We start from the raw sequence: 17,775 nt of genomic DNA on the forward strand, positions 1-17,775 counted from the left end.
AACATTTAAATTTATTTTTATAAATGGATTTAAAACACCGTCAAAAAAACGGTGTTAAATTCAATTTTTATTTTATTGTAGTGACGATAAATTTTTTGCGCATAGGGTAGAGATTTTTAATTGCGAACCCCCAGCGCTCAAAACGATTGGTACAGTTACAGCGTCTCATTTTGCCACCATTTGAGATCCCAGTGCGTTTAATCAACTTGTAAGTTGATATCTTAGTCATGTCAAATTCAAGTTTTCGATATTATTTTTTTAGATTATTTATTTGTTTGAAATATTATGAAATAGTTCATGCATTAACAATGTTTACCGATGATGAAAACAGCCAGAATATTAGAGGGCCTATTGTCGAGTATACCAATATTATTCTTAAAGAAATGGGGAGATAACAAACTGGCAAGGTTTAGCTATCAATGACTGATTTCTGCGGGAGAGCTTGTGTTTTTACCTTTTGTCATTTAACGCATTAATAATGAGATTATATTGCGTTATTAATGGGTCATGTTTAATTAAATTATATGAATAGAAAACTGTCAGTTTAAATTTTAGCTCTTATCTCACGTTAATAATGAAAAATTAATAAAAGGAAATTATTCTCATTAAAAAATAAATAATTAAAATTGCTGGATATATAAAAAATATATTTCCTTGGTTTATATAATTATAACTATTGATTCTATGTTATTGCTCTGCAAGCTCACATTCATGATCCTGAATCCGTTCAGCAGATACTCCTTTGGAGTTTGTTCCTATCCCTGCTAAAATAATGAAGGTGTCTGAATTTCTATTAATCAACCCAACTCCTGTATATTCTAATTTGCCTTGTTCTTTTTTAACTTTCTCTGCTACAGATTTAAATAGATTGCTATTCATTAATTCATTTAGACTTATTTTTCTGTAATAAAAAGAATAAGGTGGTATTGTTATCTGTTTTTTAGACCAGTTTGTATTTATTTCTCTTTCTGGTATTTTTGATATGATTTTATTTGCAGAATTAGATAAGCATGATATATGAATATGAAGCTGGTCCTGACTACGAGCATTTTTGGCGTTTAATGTTAATGAAATAAAACGTTCCTTAATCGGCTTACCAAGTCGCTCTGTCAAAAATGTTTTTGCCAGCCATGCGTTATAAAGGTAATTTGGTGAATTGTTTTTTTGTAATTTATCATCCTCAATACCCGTTACTTTGTCAGTTGGTAATAAAAGATATTGATATTGATATTTATCATTATCAACTTTGTATATCGCAATTTTTTCATTGATATCAACCAGGCTGCATGGTTGATAAGTGTCTTTATTAATGTATCCCGGTACACAATTTTCATTTATTTTATGCCATAAAAAATTTCTGTCAGCATGTGCTGTATTTTCAGTATGTATTAATACAACCAGTGAAAAGAATAAACATTTTGAATAATTCATTTTTTAAATAATCCTTTATTTAAAATAAAACTTATTTATAGTTATACCCGTATCTAAATTATATAACTTAAATAGTGGTGGGGAAACAATGGAAAAGTAAATTTTCTGTTACAATAATAGTGAGAAGTTAAGAATGGTGCTGAATATTAATCGCTAAAACATAAAAGGGGTTTAGCGGATTGATTTATTGTTCCTGTAGTGGAAACTGATGTTTATATAACATAAACAAGATTTTCATTTCTTATAATAAAATTTCCCTGTCTGGTAAATTTTAATTCCCAGAATTGCTTTATTTGATTCTAACTTAAATTAATTATCCGAAATAAGAATAGATCGGTTAGGTTCTATATTAATATCCCTTTGACACCCCCCTTGCCCTATAGGGCCGGAAGGATGTTAATCTATAAAGGTCACATAATAGATTTGTTGGGTTAAATATTGATAAAAGCAGTGATAATGCAAAATTAAGTGCATTATCATAATAAAGATAAAGTTGATTTTTATTAAGGCATAAAGCGGTAGCCAATTCCAGTTTCAGTCAGTAGGTGTACTGGTTGAGTTGGATCGTCTTCCAATTTTTGCCTTAAATGTCCCATATAAATACGTAAGTAATGATTATGTTCAACATAGTTAGGACCCCATATTTGTCGCAGCAGATGACGTTGAGTTAACACTTTGCCGCTATTAGCGATAAATTCACTGAGCAAACGAAACTCAATTGGAGTAAGGTGGAGTTCTTGCTGATTTTTCGTTACTCGTCGATTGATTAAATCAACACTAATATCACCAAATCGAAATATTGGGTCTAACTGATTTTTACGTGCATAGCGGCGTAGGGCAACTCTCACTCTGGCCAGTAGTTCACTGATGCCAAATGGCTTGGTTAAATAATCATCTGCACCGGCATCCAGCGCCATCACTTTATCTGTTTCATCTGCCCGTGCCGACAATACTAATACTGGAATATGGCTCCATTGGCGTAAGTCACGGATCAAATCAATACCGTCACCATCAGGTAAGCCAAGATCGAGGATCAACAAATCCGGCTTGCGGGTCGCTGACTCGATAAGTCCTCGCTGATAGGTTTCTGCTTCATATACACGAAAATTTTCACCTTCTAATGCCAGTTTGACAAATCGTCGTATCTCTTTTTCGTCTTCAATGATTAAAATATTGTGCTGGATCACTCTGTTTCAATTCCCTCTTCTATAGTAGGAACTTCTTTTAAAGGTAAAACAAAGTGGAAAGTTGCTCCACTTTTTTTGTTATTCTCCGCCCAAATTTCGCCATTGTGCAGCTCAATAATCGCTTGGCAAATGGCCAGGCCTAAACCCACACCAGGAATGGAAGATTCTTTTTTAGCCCGAGAAAATTTATCAAAAATAAATTCTTCCTGTCCTTCCGGTATGCCGATACCTTTATCCCAAATTTCAATATGGACATATTTACCTTGAGGATAGGCATCAATGCCAATAGGAGAGTTTTCAGCTGAGTATTTAATTGCGTTTTCCAGTAAATTAATGATCACACGTTCGAGTAAATTGGCATCGCAATAAAGTAATAGCTCAGCAGGAACATTAATTTTAGTTGGATGGCTTTTTAATGCATATTCGAGAGAACGTAATGCGCTACCGATAATTTCTTGTAATGATTCCCAGGCAAGAGTTGGTATAATGCCACCGGACTGGATCCGCGCCATATCTAGCAGATTATTGACTAATCTTGAGGTACTTAGGATTTGCTGACGTATTTGGTTAACCTTTTCGGTATGAGGTGAATGTTCAGCACTTAATTCCAACATCAATATTTCTGTTTGGCCAAATATTACCGTGAGTGGGGTCCGCAAATCATGAGAAAGTGCTGCCAATAAAGAGTTTCTCAGTTGTTCGCGTTCAGCATCCAGTTTGGCAGATTCTGCTTGTCTAGCAAGTTGTAATCGTTCAAATGCATTGGCAATCAAGCCAGTAAAAGTTTGTAGCAGTCGTTGCTGTTCCGGGATCAGTAATTGACGCAAATTTTGTGGTTCGATAGCTAATATGGCTAAAGTTTCTTTTGAAGTCGCAATCGGTTGTAATTGATAAGGCACGCTAGGTAATGTATCTGTTCCGGCACCCGCTGGTTGATTTTTATCAAAGCTCCATAATGCAATTGCTTGATCAATTTGTACTTGACCATAGTCAGCCAGTTTAAGCGGAACCAGTTGTTGATGATCATTGGGTAGCAACAGACTGACTTTTGCTTTAAAGGCATTGGAAAGGAAATGATAACCTGTTTTTGCAATATCAATTTCATTCAGAGCTCGGCTTAGCTCTTTGGTCATTTCATAAAGATGGCGAGTCCGTTGTTCACGATAACGAGCGACTTTAGCTTGATAGCGCATACCAGCAGCGAGATTACCTACTAAAAGACCAACAACCAGCATGACAATGAAGGTTATCAAATATTGCATATCAAAAACAACAAAGGAAAAATGGGGCTGGACAATAAACAGATCAAAACCGATAACATTAATAAATGCAGCAAAGATAGAAGGATTTCGGCCATACAGCAGAGCGATAATAACAACCGCTAATACATATACAGTGACAACATTAGCTTGATCGAAATTAAGCAAAAAGCGATTAGAAAATAGGGTGATGGTAATACATAACAGAGCGGCGAACAGATAACCCTGGATATTTCCTCGCCATTTGTCACTTAGCGGCCGGCGTTCAGTCTCCTTTTCCCATGAGGTACTTTCATCCAGTGCAATGATAATCAGATCTAAATCAGGCCCTAACTTGCCTAAGCGTTCAGCAAAATCAGGGCGAATTTTACAGTTTAGCAGTCTCCACGTTTTATTTTGCTTACGACCAATAATAATTTTACCTAAGTTATGCTCGCGAGCATAATCTAAAATAGCTTTTTCTTCATTTGCATCAGCTAGGGTTGAGGTTTCTGCGCCTAAATCTTGCGCCAATTTTAGTGCTTTGAGAATAGCGCGTCGTTTCTCCTCAGCTATGGCATGTAATTTAGGGGTTTCTACATACACGGCATGCCAACTACAACCCAGCTTAGCGGCTAGTCTGGCTGCCGATCTAACCAATTTTTCATTTCCTATGTTGTGACCAATGCAAACTAATAAATTATCGTGAGTATGCCAAACTTGAGAGTAACCTTGGGTATCGCGGTACTCACGCATTTGATTATCGACACGATCGACGGTACGTCTTAGTGATAACTCTCTTAGGGCAATTAAGTTGCCTTTACGAAAGAAATGTTCAATTGCTCGTTCGGCTTGCCCGGCAATATAGACTTTTCCTTCATTCAGCTGTTGGCGCAGGTCGTCAGGTGGTAAATCGACTAAAACAATTTCACTGGCTTGGTCAAAAATATGATCAGGTACCGTTTCACGCACGCGAATACCGGTAATACTGCCGACAATATCGTTTAAACTCTCTAAGTGTTGTACGTTGATGGTGGTTAAAACATCAATACCGGCATCTAATAACTCTTCAACGTCTTGCCAGCGTTTAGGATGACGACTGCCATGCGGGTTACTAAAAGCTAATTCATCCATTAAAATAATGGCCGGGTGACGTGCTAAAGCACCGTCAATATCAAAGGTATTAATTTTACGTCCGTGGTAGCGGATCCGTTTTACTGGCAGTTGTGGCAAACCTTCCAATAACGCAGCAGTTTCTGATCGATTGTGCGTTTCTACCACACCAATGACAACATCAAGCCCTTGAGAGCGAAGCCGTTGGGCTTCTTGTAGCATTGCATAGGTTTTTCCTACTCCAGCGTAGGCGCCGAAGAAGATCTTTAAGTTGCCGCGAATTTTTTCATTGGCAATACTCAATAAATCTTCAGGGGTAGGGCGTTTCGGTTCCTGGCTCTCCATCTATCAACCTTATTGTATTTTTGCATTCTCAGATCGTTCAAGCACATCAAGAGCTATATTAAGTTTAAGCACATTAACGACAGGTTCACCTAAGAAACTAAAGAAAGGTCGTTCGGTGTTATCGGCAATTAAGTGTCTAATTTTATGTAAAGCGAGTCGGCGTACTTTAGCAACTCTAGCTGCTTGATAATATGCTGCACTTGGTGAAATATGAGGATCTAATCCACTGGCTGAAGCCGTTATCAGATCGACAGGAACGGCCACGTTATTTTGATTATTGAAAATTTTAATTTGTTGAGCACGAACAGCAAACTGTTTTTGCAATTCGGGATTATTGACCGCCAAGTTACTGCCACTCGAGGCTAATCCATTATAAGGGCTATCAGGCGTTGCTGACGGCCGCCCATGAAAATATTTAACATCAGTAATCGATTGGCCAATCAGTGCCGAACCAATAGTACGGTTATTCTTTTCAATCAATGAGCCTTTAGCTTGATAATTAAAGAAAGCATTTGATAAACCAGTGATAAATAATGGATAAACAATTCCGGTTGTGATAGTTAGAAAAATGAATAACACAAATGAAGAACGTAACACATTCATATTCAATACCTTATTAGGACATAAACAGGCTAAGCAGTAGATCAATCAGCTTGATACCAATAAATGGTATAACTAAACCACTTAATCCATAAATTACGGCGTAGTAATGCTATTGCACTCATCGGATGGTAACTAACACCTTTTAGCGCTAATGGGATCAGGGCAACAATAATTAATGCATTAAAAATAACTGCTGACAGGATCGCTGAAGAAGGCGAGTGTAATTGCATGATATTTAATATATTAAGCTGAGGATAGGTCACTGAAAAAGCGGTAGGAATAATGGCAAAATATTTGGCAATATCATTAGCAATACTAAAGGTTGAAAGAGAGCCTCTGGTCATCAACATTTGCTTACCAACATGAACGACTTCGATAAGCTTAGTTGGATTTGAGTCAAGATCGACCATATTACCGGCTTCTTTTGCTGCTTGAGTGCCAGAATTCATGGCAACAGCAACGTCAGCTTGTGCCAGTGCTGGCGCATCATTAGTACCATCACCTGTCATAGCAACCAGGCTCCCATCTGCCTGATATTGGCGGATCAATGCCAGTTTAGCTTCAGGGGTTGCCTCGGCCAGAAAATCATCAACCCGGCCTCAGCGGCAATGGCTGCAGCCGTCAAATGGTTATCACCGGTGATCATCACGGTTTTAATTCCCATCCGGCGCATTTCAGCAAAACGTTCTTTGATGCCTCCTTTTATAATATCTTTTAAGGCGACAACACCAAGAATTTGTTGATTCTCAACAACAACTAATGGTGTTTCCCCTTTACGGGCAACTTCTTCGACTAATTTTTCTGTTTCAGCTGGGACTCTGGCATGACTGGTTTCCAAATAACGACGAATAGAATCGGCTGAGCCTTTTCTGATCACTCGATCACCCACATTTACGCCACTCATACGTGTCATGGCAGAAAAGGGAACAAAAGTGGCATTTAATGCCTGTAGATCACGTTCACGTAAATTAAACAATTGCTTAGCTAAGATAACAATGCTACGTCCCTCTGGTGTCTCATCAGCCAGTGACGATAGTTGGGCAGCATCAGCCAGTTGTTGCTCTGAAACACCTTTAATGGGTAAGAATTTAGACGCTTGGCGATTACCTAAGGTAATAGTACCTGTTTTATCGAGCAATAAGACATCGACATCACCGGCAGCTTCTACAGCGCGTCCACTGGTTGCGATCACATTGGCGGCTAACATTCGGCTCATACCGGCAACGCCAATTGAAGAGAGTAATCCGCCGATCGTAGTCGGGATCAAACAAACTAATAACGCAATCAGTACCACAATAGAAATTGGGCTACCGCTACCATTGATTTCAGCGCTAAATAAACTGAAAGGATAGAGGGTTGAACAGATTAATAGAAAAATAATCGTCAATGCAGTTAATAGTATGATTAAGGCGATTTCATTAGGTGTTTTGCGTCGTTGAGCACCTTCAACCATCGAGATCATGCGATCAAGAAAAGTTTCACCAGGATTGACCGTACATTGGATAATTAACCAATCAGATAGTACCCGCGTTCCTCCCGTTACTGAAGAAAAATCACCGCCAGACTCCCTAATAACAGGGGCTGATTCACCGGTAATGGCACTCTCATCAACGGAAGCACCGCCTTCAAGTACTTCACCATCGCAAGGAATAATTTCGCCCGCTTCAACCAGTACGATATCGCCTTTTCTTATTTGATCAGAGTTAATTTTCTCTTTTGCTGCCTGATAATTGGCACTGGCTAAACGAGTAGTAATGCTTTGTTTTTTGACACCTTTAAGGCTAGCTGCTTGCGCTTTACTACGCCCTTCAGCCAATGCTTCGGCAAAATTAGCAAATAGAACGGTGAACCATAACCAAACCGCAATTATGCCGGTAAATAGCGTACTGTTGTCAACTGAAGGTGTGAATAATTGATAAAACCAAATTAATGTCGTTAATATACTACCGATATAAACGATAAACATAACTGGATTGCGCCACTGAATTTGTGGCGCACATTTTTTTATAGCGTCAAATGATGCTTGGTGGATCAATTTACTATCAAACAATAAGCTGATATTTTTGTTCATTTATATTCCCTTATTGGACGGAATGCCAAAGTTGTAAATGTTCAGCAATTGGCCCAAGTGCCAGGGCAGGCACAAAAGTGAGTGCGCCAATAACGAAAACAGTTAGTATTAACAAGCCAATAAAGAGTGGGCCATGAGTGGGTAATGTGGCAAAGCTCTCAGGCTGGCGCTTTTTCCTTACCATAATACCCGCAATAGCCATTACTGCAGTAATTAAGCCAAAACGACCGACAAACATAACAATACTCAACGTAATATTATAAAATAGGTTATTGCTATTTAATCCTGCAAAAGCGCTACCATTATTATTCGCAGCTGAGGAAAACGCATAAAGAACTTCACTAAAGCCGTGAGCGCCAGGATTTAAAATAGCACTGCGTCCTGCTTCGGTAAAAAGTGCCAGTGTTGTTCCTAGCAATGTTAAAGCGGGGGTGATTAAAATAGCGATAGCGGTTAATTTCATTTCCTGAATTTCGATTTTTCCCCCCAGATATTCAGGCGCTCGACCTATCATTAAACCAGCCAGGAAAACGGCTAGCATAACAAATAGTAGCATGCCATATAACCCGGAACCTACGCCACCAAATACCACCTCACCAAGTTGGATAAGCCACATTGGTATCATCCCGCCCAATGCAGTAAAAGAATCATGCATGGCGTTTACTGCACCGCAGGAGGTTGCTGTTGTGATGACAGCATAGAGTGCCGAATTTAAAATCCCAAAGCGACTTTCTTTACCTTCCAGATTAATATTACTGTTAGCACCTGAAAGCATCAATTGTGGGTTACCTTGCATTTCTGCGTAAACAACGATAGCGATAGCAAGAGTGAAAATGATCCCCATTGTCCAAATTAATGTTGTACCTTGCCGACTATCACCGACCACGTGGCCAAATGCAAAACAGAGTGCAGTGGGAATTAAAAGAATGGCAATCATTTGGCTAAAATTGGTTAACGCGGTAGGATTTTCGAAAGGGTGTGCTGAATTGGTGGCAAAAAATCCACCGCCATTAGTACCTAATAATTTGATTGCTTCCTGCGAAGCGACGGGTCCCATTGGGATAATTTGGTTTTGGTTTTGTAATGTTTCTACCACTAGATACGGCGAAAAATTTTGTAACACACCTTGGCTGACAAAAAATAAGGCAAAAATAATCGCCAGTGGTAGTAAAAGATAGAGTGTAATACGAGCAATATCTATCCAGGCATTGCCCAGCGTTTTTACCCCTTGGCGGGCAAAGGCGCGGATCAGCGCAAAAGCTACTGCAATACCGGTAGCAGCAGATAAGAAATTCTGTACCGTTAATCCCGTCATTTGACTAAAATAACTTAAGGTGTGTTCTCCACTATAGGCTTGCCAATTAGTATTGGTGATAAAACTAATTGCGGTATTAAGTGCAAGATCCCAATTTAGATTGACAAACTTTTGTGGATTGAGCGGTAGATTGTATTGATTGATTAATAGCAGAAAGAGAAATACTCCACCAATAACGTTAAACAGCAGTAGTGCAGTAACGTATTGTCGCCAATTCATTTCATGTATTTCACCGCCGGGTTTGCGCAACCGACAGCAACTCCATAAGCCGGATTCTATTTTGAAAACCCAGATCGGTAAATCACTTTCAATCAATAAAGCGATATAATTTCCTACAAATTTAGCGATAACAAGCAGGAGAATTAAAAAACAGGCAATTAATAAAGCACTACTTACCATTTAAAAATCCTCCGCATGAATAAGCGCATAAATCAAATAGAGAAATAATATTCCAATTAGAATGATCCCTGTGATAGAAAAGATGGACACAGTTTGTCTCCTCATGATTTTAATGTACTGAGCTTAAGTCTTTCAATGCAAAGAATCTGATAAAAAGTCTACTCATAGTGTAAAAATAGTATAAAAATACCAATATAATAGTTTGTCTGTTATTACTGTTATCGCTATTTTTTATTACAATAAATAAACCACAGTTAATATAATGTTTATTTATTGTAATAATGGCTGCTTTTTTATTGTTTAATAAGCAAATAAATTACGATATAAAGAAAAGTGCTGATAAAAACAGCAAAAAAGTGGTCTGATGAGTAGTAATGCTGGTTTTTATCAGATAAAATTTTCATTCATTACATAATATATCTCAATTGTTTATATCAATTGATAACTTTATAAGCAACTGTCTTGAACGTTAAAATTATGGAGAAACGTGATGGTACGACTCATTCCATTCTTCGTTCTTTCTGAGCATCGCGTTCAGGATAGTCAGCAGCTTGCGCATACAGGCGACCAGCGCCACTTTTTTGGCTTTTCCCGCTGCAAGCAGACGCATGTAAAAGGCTTTTATCACCGGATTAAAGCGAGTTGCTACAAGCGCGGCCATATAAAGTGCTGTTCGGACTCCGTCCCTTCCGCCAAATATGGTTCGCCGACCACGCATGGTACCCGAGTCCCGGTTTATGGGGGCAACGCCTACAAGCGCGCTAATAGCTCGCCTCGAGAGGCTGCCCAGTTCGGGAAGCTTCGCCAACAACGCAGCAACTGTCATGGTACCAACCCCTTTAATGCTGCTCAGCCTAGCGGCCAGATCCTTAAAGTGGTTCCTTATGTGGTTGTTCATATCCTCATCGATTCTGGCAAGTTCATCTTCCAGCGCCTTGATGATGATGTTGATGCTTTTTCTATTCTGTGGATGTGCGGTATACAGCCTATTACGTTCTGCCACCAACATTGTAATCAACTGGCGTCTGCGTACGACCATCGCAGCAAGAACCTGACGTTCTGCATTTGGCAGAGTCCGGATAAAGCGCTCTCGCTCCGGATGTCGATTAATAACCTCTGCCATTTGTGCAAGCACTTTGGCATCAATACGGTCAGTTTTTGCCAGATAGCCCATAGCGCGGGCAAAGTCTCGGGATTGTCTGGGATTAATCACAGTGACGTCAAAGCCTTCAGCCTGGAGCGAGCAGGCCACAGTAGCTTCAAGCCCGCCAGTTGCCTCCATCAGAACCAACACCACCGAATGCTTTCTCAATTCGGCGATAATGGCATCAAAACCGTCAGAGTCATTACTGACCGTAAACTGTGCAATATCACAGCTGGCTGCTATGTCCAGCGTTGCTTTAGAAACATCAATACCCACACAAAGTGGATTTGGCTGACTCATGATTACCCATCCTTGCAAATGCGTTATGGAGTACGGACAACTGTTCGGGTTTCAGATGAGTGGCTCAGTGTATGCGCCGGTCGCTAATTAACGGGCTTAAAACCCTAGGAGGAATCGGGCTGCATGCACCTTGCCAAATCTAATCGTAACTATTTTAAACCGTTTTCAAGATACAAGGAGGATCTTTATGTCTGAGTATCGTCAATACCCTTGGCATCAAGTTCTCTTGCGTCGTGTTGGTGTTGTATTATTAGGCATTGTGGCTTTTCCTATCATGATTTTTCGACATGATCGTAGTCGCTTTTATAGTTACCTACACCGCATGTGGCTAAAGACTAGTGATAAACCCGTTTGGTTGGCCAGCGCTGAAGATACCGAATCGATGAAGTAATTAATTGATTAAAAAAATAAAACGTCCTATTACTGGTTGTGATAGGGCGTTTTTGTTTTAAGCCGTTGTGAAACATATTTTTAAGTTTAATATTTAATAAAATAAATCAGTTTTACAAATAGGATAGTAAGTAATGCATAATATTGAATTAGAACAACTAATCAATACGCACTTGAATATTTATGAATATCAAGACTATGCGCCCAATGGTCTTCAGGTGGAAGGGCGCTCAGAGGTAAAAAAAATCGTGACCGGTGTGACTGCATCGCAAGCGTTACTTGATGAAGCGGTAAAATTAGCTGCAGATGCGATTATTGTTCATCATGGTTATTTTTGGAAAAATGAAGCCGCCGTTATTCTTAATATGAAGCGTAATCGATTAAAAACATTGCTTTGCAATGATATTAACCTTTATGGTTATCATTTGCCCCTTGATGCCCATCCCATTTTGGGAAATAACGCGCAGTTGGGGAATATCATGGGGGTTCGGTTTGAAAAGCTTATTTCGCCTTTATTGCCAATGGGTAGTTTTGCTCAACCGATAACGGCTGATGATTTAATGTCGCGTTTAACCAATAAGTTAGCTCGTCAACCCTTGTATTGTGGTGATAATGGTCCAAAAGAGATCAGTACCATTGCCTGGTGTACAGGGGGTGGACAAAATTTTATTCAACAAGCAGCCGAGGCAGGTGTTGATGCTTTTGTGACAGGTGAAGTTTCTGAGCAAACGATCCATATTGCCAGAGAAATGGGGATCCATTTTTATGCCGCAGGTCATCATGCAACGGAGCGATTTGGCGTTAAAATGTTAGGTGAATGGCTGCAAAAAGATTATGGATTTGAGGTGACTTTTATCGATATAGCCAATCCTGCCTAATTTTTGTAAAGATAAACACCAAGCCAGCTAAAAAGTATTAAAACCAAGGGTTATCACTAAATTGTGTCTTGTATTCTATATGATGATTGTTTATGCAAAATAAAATAGTAAGACACAGTTTATTTATCAATAATAATTAACTATTTTTTGGTTAAATCGCTATGAAAATCTCTTTGTTTATAGCCGGTATATAATTGACGGGGACGTGCTATTTTTAATTCTTCATCATGCATTTCGTTCCAGTGAGCAATCCAACCAATTGTACGAGCAATAGCAAAAATAACCGTAAACATGGTTGTTGGGATCCCTATTGCTTTTAAAATGATGCCAGAATAGAAATCCACATTGGGATAAAGTTTTTTCTCAATAAAATAGGGGTCATTTAGGGCTATATGTTCTAACTGCTTGGCGACTTCTAATATATTATCATTTAATTTAAGTTCTTTAAGTACTTCATCGCAGGTCTGTTTCATCACAGTTGCGCGGGGATCATAATTTTTATAAACCCGATGGCCAAATCCCATTAAACGGAAGGGATCATCTTTGTCTTTTGCCCGTTTGATAAATTTAGGAATATTTTCGACAGTTTGAATCTCTTCTAGCATGCGTAAACAGGCTTCATTGGCACCACCGTGAGCCGGCCCCCAAAGAGAGGCGATTCCCGCAGCAATACAAGCAAATGGATTAGCGCCAGAAGAACCAGCAGTTCTTACTGTTGAAGTTGATGCATTTTGTTCATGATCAGCATGCAGAATAAAAATGCGATCCATGGCCCGTTCTATGATTGGATTAACCTGATATTTTTCACAAGGTGTAGCAAACATCATATGAAGGAAATTCGCAGAATAAGAGAGGGAATTTTGTGGGTAAATAAAAGGTTGACCAATAGAGTATTTATAACACATTGCTGCAACGGTAGGCATTTTTGATAGTAACCTAAATGCCGCTATTTCACGATGACGCGGATTATTAACATCCAATGAGTCGTGATAGAAAGCCGCTAGTGCGCCGGTTACACCACAAAGGATTGCCATTGGATGAGAATCACGACGGAAACCTTGCAAAAGCCGAGTAATTTGATCGTGGATCATTGTATGTTCGGTGACAATTTTTTTAAAGTTGTCATAGTCGTTTTGTGAAGGTTTTTCACCGTAAAGTAGTATATAACAAACTTCTAAATAAGTAGAATTGGTAGCCAATTGATCAATAGGATATCCGCGGTGCAAAAGAATACCTTTATCTCCATCTATATAGGTAATTTTAGACTCGCAGGATGCGGTTGAGGTAAAGCCAGGATCGTAGGTAAAATAACCTTTGGAGCCTAATCCTCGGACATCAATTACATCGATCCCAAGTGTAGGGTTTAGTACTTCAAGCTCAATTTTTTCTGCATCTTTATCGACTAATTCTATAGTCTTTTTTTCTTTGCCTGCCATTACGGGTCTCCTCAGCGCTAAAACGCAATTTCCGACAACCATGAAAGCATGATAAAACGCTTAGAAATTGCATGATATTTCATTTATTAAAAGGCTTGAATCATGTTTTTAACGAAGTTTTTATCTAATAAAATTTTTTATTAACAATTCATAATCTATTCTGTTCCTTATATATTTTAAATTATACCAACAATAACATTAGGTTTTTTATGGATAACAATCTAGCATGTTTATTTTACATAATTTCTTCTTTTGTGTGGCGATAATCACTAATTAATTCAACTTAATCATATGTAAGATAAATGTTTGTTTCTTGTCAAATTACATTATCAATTTAATGACCGATGTTTAAATCGTGATCACACTCACTGTTCAAGCTAAATCTCTCCAAACATAATGTGTTGTAATTGTAATGGGCATGTGAAGGTCATATACTGCAAATGAGGTCTCCGGATTACCTTGTGGTAGGAGTACCCAGCGTTAATGAGTAACAACTTTTGCTAATATGTTAGGGATTAATTTATAAGCTGAGTTGTGCTTTGTTATCACGATCGCTGTTTGATTTCTGCTCCAGGTCCGGAGGTAGGAAAACAATAAAGAGCTGTGTGGGCATAAATTGTGAAAAAACAAAGACCTATCAATCTTCAATTGCAGACAATTCATTTTCCGATTACTGCAATAGCTTCGATTTTACATCGTGTCTCTGGCGTTATTACCTTTATTGCAGTCGGTATTTTGTTATGGCTGCTGGGATTATCGCTTTCTTCACTGGAAGGTTTTCAATATGCTACTGAAATTATGGGTAGCTTTTTTATAAAATTCATTATTTGGGGTGTCTTGACTGCACTAATATATCATATTTGTGGCGGTATTCGTCATATGCTAATGGATTTTGATTTTATCGATGAGAGTTTGTCTGTGGGACGTATTTCAGCGATAGTTGCGTTTATTATCACCGCTATTTTGTCGATCTTAGCGGGGGTTTTTGTATGGTAGTTAATGCATCAACATTAGGCCGCACTGGCACACAAGATTGGCTACTACTTCGTGCGTCAGCCATTATTATTGCCCTTTATACGTTTTATATTGTTAGTTTTATAGTCACAACTGATTTAAATTATACTGTTTGGCGGACTTTTTTTGCTTTTCCAATAACAAAAATTTTTACTATTTTAACGCTCATTTCCATATTAATACATGCCCGGATAGGTTTATGGCAAGTATTAACCGATTATGTTAAGTCAATCGCCTTGCGATTATCATTACAACTATTTTTTATTGTTATATTAATGACTTATTTGATTTATGGAACAATAGTAGTGTGGGGAGCGTAAATGAAATTACCTGTAAGAGAGTTTGATGCCGTTGTTATTGGTGCTGGTGGCGCTGGGATGCGAGCTGCGTTGCAAATTTCTCAGTTAGGTTTGTCATGTGCATTAATTTCTAAAGTTTTCCCGACACGTTCACACACCGTATCTGCTCAGGGCGGGATCACCGTTGCGTTAGGTAATACGCATGAAGATGATTGGCAATGGCATATGTATGATACTGTCAAGGGCTCTGATTATATAGGTGATCAAAATGCCATCGAATACATGTGCAAAACCGGACCTGAGGCCATACTAGAACTTGAGCATATGGGGTTACCATTTTCACGTTTAGACGACGGTCGTATTTATCAACGTCCATTTGGTGGCCAGTCAAAAAATTTTGGTGGTGAGCAAGCCGCTCGCACCGCGGCAGCAGCAGATAGAACTGGCCATGCCCTTTTGCATACTCTTTATCAACAGAATTTAAAAAACCATACCACGATTTTCTCCGAATGGTATTCACTTGACTTAGTTAAAAATCAGAATGGTGACATAGTCGGTTGTACCGCATTATGTATGGAATCCGGTGAGGTCGTTTACTTTAAAGCTAAAGCTACTATTCTTGCGACAGGTGGAGCGGGAAGAATTTATCAATCAACAACTAATGCCCATATTAATACCGGTGACGGTGTTGGCATGGCCGTCAGGGCAGGTGTGCCATTGCAGGATATGGAAATGTGGCAATTTCATCCAACTGGAATTGCTGGTGCGGGTGTATTAGTGACAGAGGGATGTCGGGGAGAGGGCGGCTATTTACTTGATAAAGATGGCGAACGCTTTATGGAGCGTTATGCGCCTAATGCAAAAGATTTGGCTGGCCGCGATGTTGTTGCTCGCTCAATTATGATAGAGATCCGTGAAGGAAGGGGATGTGATGGCCCCTGGGGACCACATGTTAAATTAAAACTGGATCATTTAGGTAAAGAAGTGTTGGAATCACGATTACCCGGTATTCTCGAATTATCCAGGACTTTTGCTCATGTTGATCCGGTTAAAGAACCGATTCCTGTTATCCCTACTTGTCATTATATGATGGGTGGGATCCCAACTAAAGTAACCGGACAGGCATTGATGTTTAATGAAAAAGGTGAAGATGTTGTGATCCCGGGATTATTTGCTGTTGGTGAAATAGCTTGTGTTTCCGTTCATGGAGCAAACCGTTTGGGCGGAAATTCATTGCTTGATTTGGTGGTATTCGGACGTTCTGCCGGTTTACATCTGAAAGAATCTTTACTGGAACAAGGCTCAATGCGGGATGCCAGTGAATCTGATATTGATGCGGCCTTAACGCGTTTAAATCGCTGGGATAATACACAAAGCGGTGAAGATCCGGTAGAAATTCGCAAAGCATTACAAGCCTGTATGCAACATAATTTTTCCGTTTTTCGTGAAGGCGATGCGATGGCTAAGGGCTTAGAAGAATTAAAGGTAATTCGTGAACGTTTGAAAAATGCCCGTTTGGATGATACTTCACGCGAATTTAATACCCAACGCATTGAATGTTTAGAGCTGGATAATTTGGTAGAAACAGCGTTTGCAACGGCAGAAGCGGCAAATTTTCGTACTGAAAGTCGGGGAGCACATAGTCGTTTTGACCACCCTGATCGTGATGATACAAATTGGTTATGTCATACGCTATATTTACCACAGTCTGGAACTATGACTCGCCGAGCAGTCAATATGCAACCTGAGTTACGTGATCCCTTCCCACCTAAAATACGTACTTATTAATGCGTGGCGTTAATAGTGTTGCGGAGAAAGTAGATTATGAAAATTGAATTTTCCATTTATCGTTACAATCCAGACGTCGATAATATGCCACGTATGCAAGACTACAGTTTGGAGATCGCTAAAGGGCGTGACATGATGTTGCTGGATGCTTTAATCCAACTAAAAGAAAAAGATCCTACTTTAGCATTTCGTCGTTCTTGTCGTGAAGGCGTTTGTGGTTCTGATGGATTAAATATGAATGGTAAAAATGGCTTGGCCTGTATTACTCCACTGTCAGCTTTGTGTCGTGATAAAAAAAAGGTTGTTGTGCGCCCATTGCCAGGCTTACCGGTTGTTCGAGATTTAATTGTGGATATGGCTCAATTTTATACTCAATATGAAAAAATTCGGCCTTACCTTATCAATGATGGCAAGAATTCACCAGCTCGTGAGTATTTACAGACTCCTGTACAACGAGAAAAATTGGATGGCTTATATGAGTGTATTCTTTGTGCTTGCTGTTCAACCTCATGTCCATCTTTTTGGTGGAATCCGGATAAATTTATTGGTCCTGCCGGTTTATTAGCTGCTTATCGTTTTTTAATCGATAGTCGGGATACCGAAACCGATAACAGATTAGATAATTTAAATGACGCTTTTAGTGTATTTCGCTGTCATAGCATTATGAATTGTGTCAGTGTTTGTCCAAAAGGTTTAAATCCAACTAAAGCTATTGGGCACATTAAATCGATGTTATTAAAGCGTAGTGCATAGTTTTGGCAAAAATTCCCGTAATCGAAATGTTACGGGAAATAAAAAATGGAAAACTATTATTTAAAATTGAT

General features: G+C 39.0%; 14 protein-coding genes and 2 pseudogenes. 7 read left to right on the forward strand and 9 right to left on the reverse strand.

Translation table 11 applies throughout. The annotated features are described in order from the left end of the window. Positions 1-284: 284 nt before the first annotated feature. Positions 285-395: pseudogene (locus AACL31_RS14770) on the forward strand (PipA/GogA/GtgA family type III secretion system effector); the annotation flags it as partial. A 292-nt stretch (positions 396-687) separates the two neighbouring features. On the opposite strand, the gene AACL31_RS14775 reads toward AACL31_RS14770, so the two are convergent. The 8 genes and pseudogenes from AACL31_RS14775 to AACL31_RS14805 form a co-directional block, all read right to left on the reverse strand. After that, on the reverse strand, positions 688-1,431 hold the full coding sequence (locus AACL31_RS14775) for a CDP-diacylglycerol diphosphatase (RefSeq protein WP_310512527.1): 744 nt from the start codon (positions 1,429-1,431) through the stop codon (positions 688-690). Positions 1,432-1,934: 503 nt separating this feature from the next. Further along, positions 1,935-2,618, reverse strand: a complete 684-nt coding sequence (gene kdpE, locus AACL31_RS14780) for a two-component system response regulator KdpE (RefSeq protein WP_310509842.1) — start codon at positions 2,616-2,618, stop codon at positions 1,935-1,937. Then, a complete protein-coding gene (kdpD, locus tag AACL31_RS14785; protein ID WP_310512528.1) occupies positions 2,615-5,314 on the reverse strand; it encodes a two-component system sensor histidine kinase KdpD in 2,700 nt (899 codons plus the stop codon). The genes kdpE and kdpD overlap by 4 nt, the downstream gene beginning before the upstream one ends. Before the next feature lie 9 nt (positions 5,315-5,323). Continuing rightward, on the reverse strand, positions 5,324-5,917 hold the full coding sequence (kdpC, locus tag AACL31_RS14790; RefSeq protein ID WP_310512529.1) for a potassium-transporting ATPase subunit KdpC: 594 nt from the start codon (positions 5,915-5,917) through the stop codon (positions 5,324-5,326). Positions 5,918-5,930: 13 nt separating this feature from the next. Continuing rightward, positions 5,931-7,988: pseudogene (kdpB, locus tag AACL31_RS14795) on the reverse strand (potassium-transporting ATPase subunit KdpB). A gap of 10 nt (positions 7,989-7,998) precedes the next feature. Then, positions 7,999-9,702: a potassium-transporting ATPase subunit KdpA gene (kdpA, locus tag AACL31_RS14800; protein WP_310512530.1), complete on the reverse strand. Its 1,704-nt coding sequence runs from the start codon at positions 9,700-9,702 to the stop codon at positions 7,999-8,001. Beyond that, positions 9,703-9,807, reverse strand: coding sequence for a K(+)-transporting ATPase subunit F (gene kdpF, locus AACL31_RS21105; protein WP_409013939.1), 105 nt, complete (start codon positions 9,805-9,807; stop codon positions 9,703-9,705). A 370-nt stretch (positions 9,808-10,177) separates the two neighbouring features. Continuing rightward, positions 10,178-11,146 carry an IS110 family transposase gene (locus tag AACL31_RS14805; RefSeq protein ID WP_339053309.1) on the reverse strand — a complete coding sequence of 323 codons (969 nt, stop codon included), beginning with the start codon at positions 11,144-11,146 and terminating at the stop codon, positions 10,178-10,180. 187 nt (positions 11,147-11,333) lie between these two features. On the opposite strand from AACL31_RS14805, the gene AACL31_RS14810 reads away from it, so the two are divergent. Both AACL31_RS14810 and AACL31_RS14815 read left to right on the forward strand, forming a co-directional pair. Further along, entirely contained in the window at positions 11,334-11,537 is a 204-nt protein-coding gene (locus tag AACL31_RS14810) for a YbfA family protein (RefSeq protein WP_032116259.1), read from the forward strand. A gap of 133 nt (positions 11,538-11,670) precedes the next feature. Further along, entirely contained in the window at positions 11,671-12,414 is a 744-nt protein-coding gene (locus AACL31_RS14815) for a type 2 GTP cyclohydrolase I (RefSeq protein ID WP_310513324.1), read from the forward strand. Between the two features lie 140 nt (positions 12,415-12,554). Here AACL31_RS14815 and AACL31_RS14820 read toward each other — a convergent pair whose 3' ends face one another. After that, positions 12,555-13,850: a citrate synthase gene (locus AACL31_RS14820; RefSeq protein WP_290605807.1), complete on the reverse strand. Its 1,296-nt coding sequence runs from the start codon at positions 13,848-13,850 to the stop codon at positions 12,555-12,557. Positions 13,851-14,465: 615 nt separating this feature from the next. Between AACL31_RS14820 and sdhC the strand changes: the two genes are divergently transcribed. Genes sdhC through AACL31_RS14840 form a run of 4 tightly spaced genes read left to right on the forward strand, consistent with a single transcriptional unit; the run spans position 14,466 to position 17,704 of the window. Next, on the forward strand, positions 14,466-14,846 hold the full coding sequence (gene sdhC, locus AACL31_RS14825; RefSeq protein ID WP_339054023.1) for a succinate dehydrogenase cytochrome b556 subunit: 381 nt from the start codon (positions 14,466-14,468) through the stop codon (positions 14,844-14,846). Then, positions 14,840-15,184, forward strand: a complete 345-nt coding sequence (sdhD, locus tag AACL31_RS14830; protein ID WP_310513323.1) for a succinate dehydrogenase, hydrophobic membrane anchor protein — start codon at positions 14,840-14,842, stop codon at positions 15,182-15,184. Before sdhC ends, sdhD begins: the two co-directional genes overlap by 7 nt. Continuing rightward, positions 15,185-16,951: a succinate dehydrogenase flavoprotein subunit gene (sdhA, locus tag AACL31_RS14835; RefSeq protein ID WP_310513322.1), complete on the forward strand. Its 1,767-nt coding sequence runs from the start codon at positions 15,185-15,187 to the stop codon at positions 16,949-16,951. Between the two features lie 36 nt (positions 16,952-16,987). Beyond that, entirely contained in the window at positions 16,988-17,704 is a 717-nt protein-coding gene (locus tag AACL31_RS14840) for a succinate dehydrogenase iron-sulfur subunit (RefSeq protein WP_310513321.1), read from the forward strand. Positions 17,705-17,775 lie beyond the last annotated feature (71 nt).

It is taken from the genome of Arsenophonus endosymbiont of Crataerina pallida (assembly GCF_964020125.1).
GTDB classification, from domain to species: Bacteria; Pseudomonadota; Gammaproteobacteria; order Enterobacterales; family Enterobacteriaceae; genus Arsenophonus; species Arsenophonus nilaparvatae.

Bases quoted from the DNA above. Each gene is read 5' to 3' on its own strand.
- AACL31_RS14775 (WP_310512527.1), bottom strand. From the start codon at position 1,431: ATGAATTATTCAAAATGTTTATTCTTTTCACTGGTTGTATTAATACAT.
- kdpD (WP_310512528.1), bottom strand. From the start codon at position 5,314: ATGGAGAGCCAGGAACCGAAACGCCCTACCCCTGAAGATTTATTGAGT.
- kdpC (WP_310512529.1), bottom strand. From the start codon at position 5,917: ATGAATGTGTTACGTTCTTCATTTGTGTTATTCATTTTTCTAACTATC.
- kdpA (WP_310512530.1), bottom strand. From the start codon at position 9,702: ATGGTAAGTAGTGCTTTATTAATTGCCTGTTTTTTAATTCTCCTGCTT.
- kdpF (WP_409013939.1), bottom strand. From the start codon at position 9,807: ATGAGGAGACAAACTGTGTCCATCTTTTCTATCACAGGGATCATTCTA.
- AACL31_RS14805 (WP_339053309.1), bottom strand. From the start codon at position 11,146: ATGAGTCAGCCAAATCCACTTTGTGTGGGTATTGATGTTTCTAAAGCA.
- AACL31_RS14810 (WP_032116259.1), top strand. From the start codon at position 11,334: ATGTCTGAGTATCGTCAATACCCTTGGCATCAAGTTCTCTTGCGTCGT.
- AACL31_RS14815 (WP_310513324.1), top strand. From the start codon at position 11,671: ATGCATAATATTGAATTAGAACAACTAATCAATACGCACTTGAATATT.
- AACL31_RS14820 (WP_290605807.1), bottom strand. From the start codon at position 13,850: ATGGCAGGCAAAGAAAAAAAGACTATAGAATTAGTCGATAAAGATGCA.
- sdhD (WP_310513323.1), top strand. From the start codon at position 14,840: ATGGTAGTTAATGCATCAACATTAGGCCGCACTGGCACACAAGATTGG.
- sdhA (WP_310513322.1), top strand. From the start codon at position 15,185: ATGAAATTACCTGTAAGAGAGTTTGATGCCGTTGTTATTGGTGCTGGT.
- AACL31_RS14840 (WP_310513321.1), top strand. From the start codon at position 16,988: ATGAAAATTGAATTTTCCATTTATCGTTACAATCCAGACGTCGATAAT.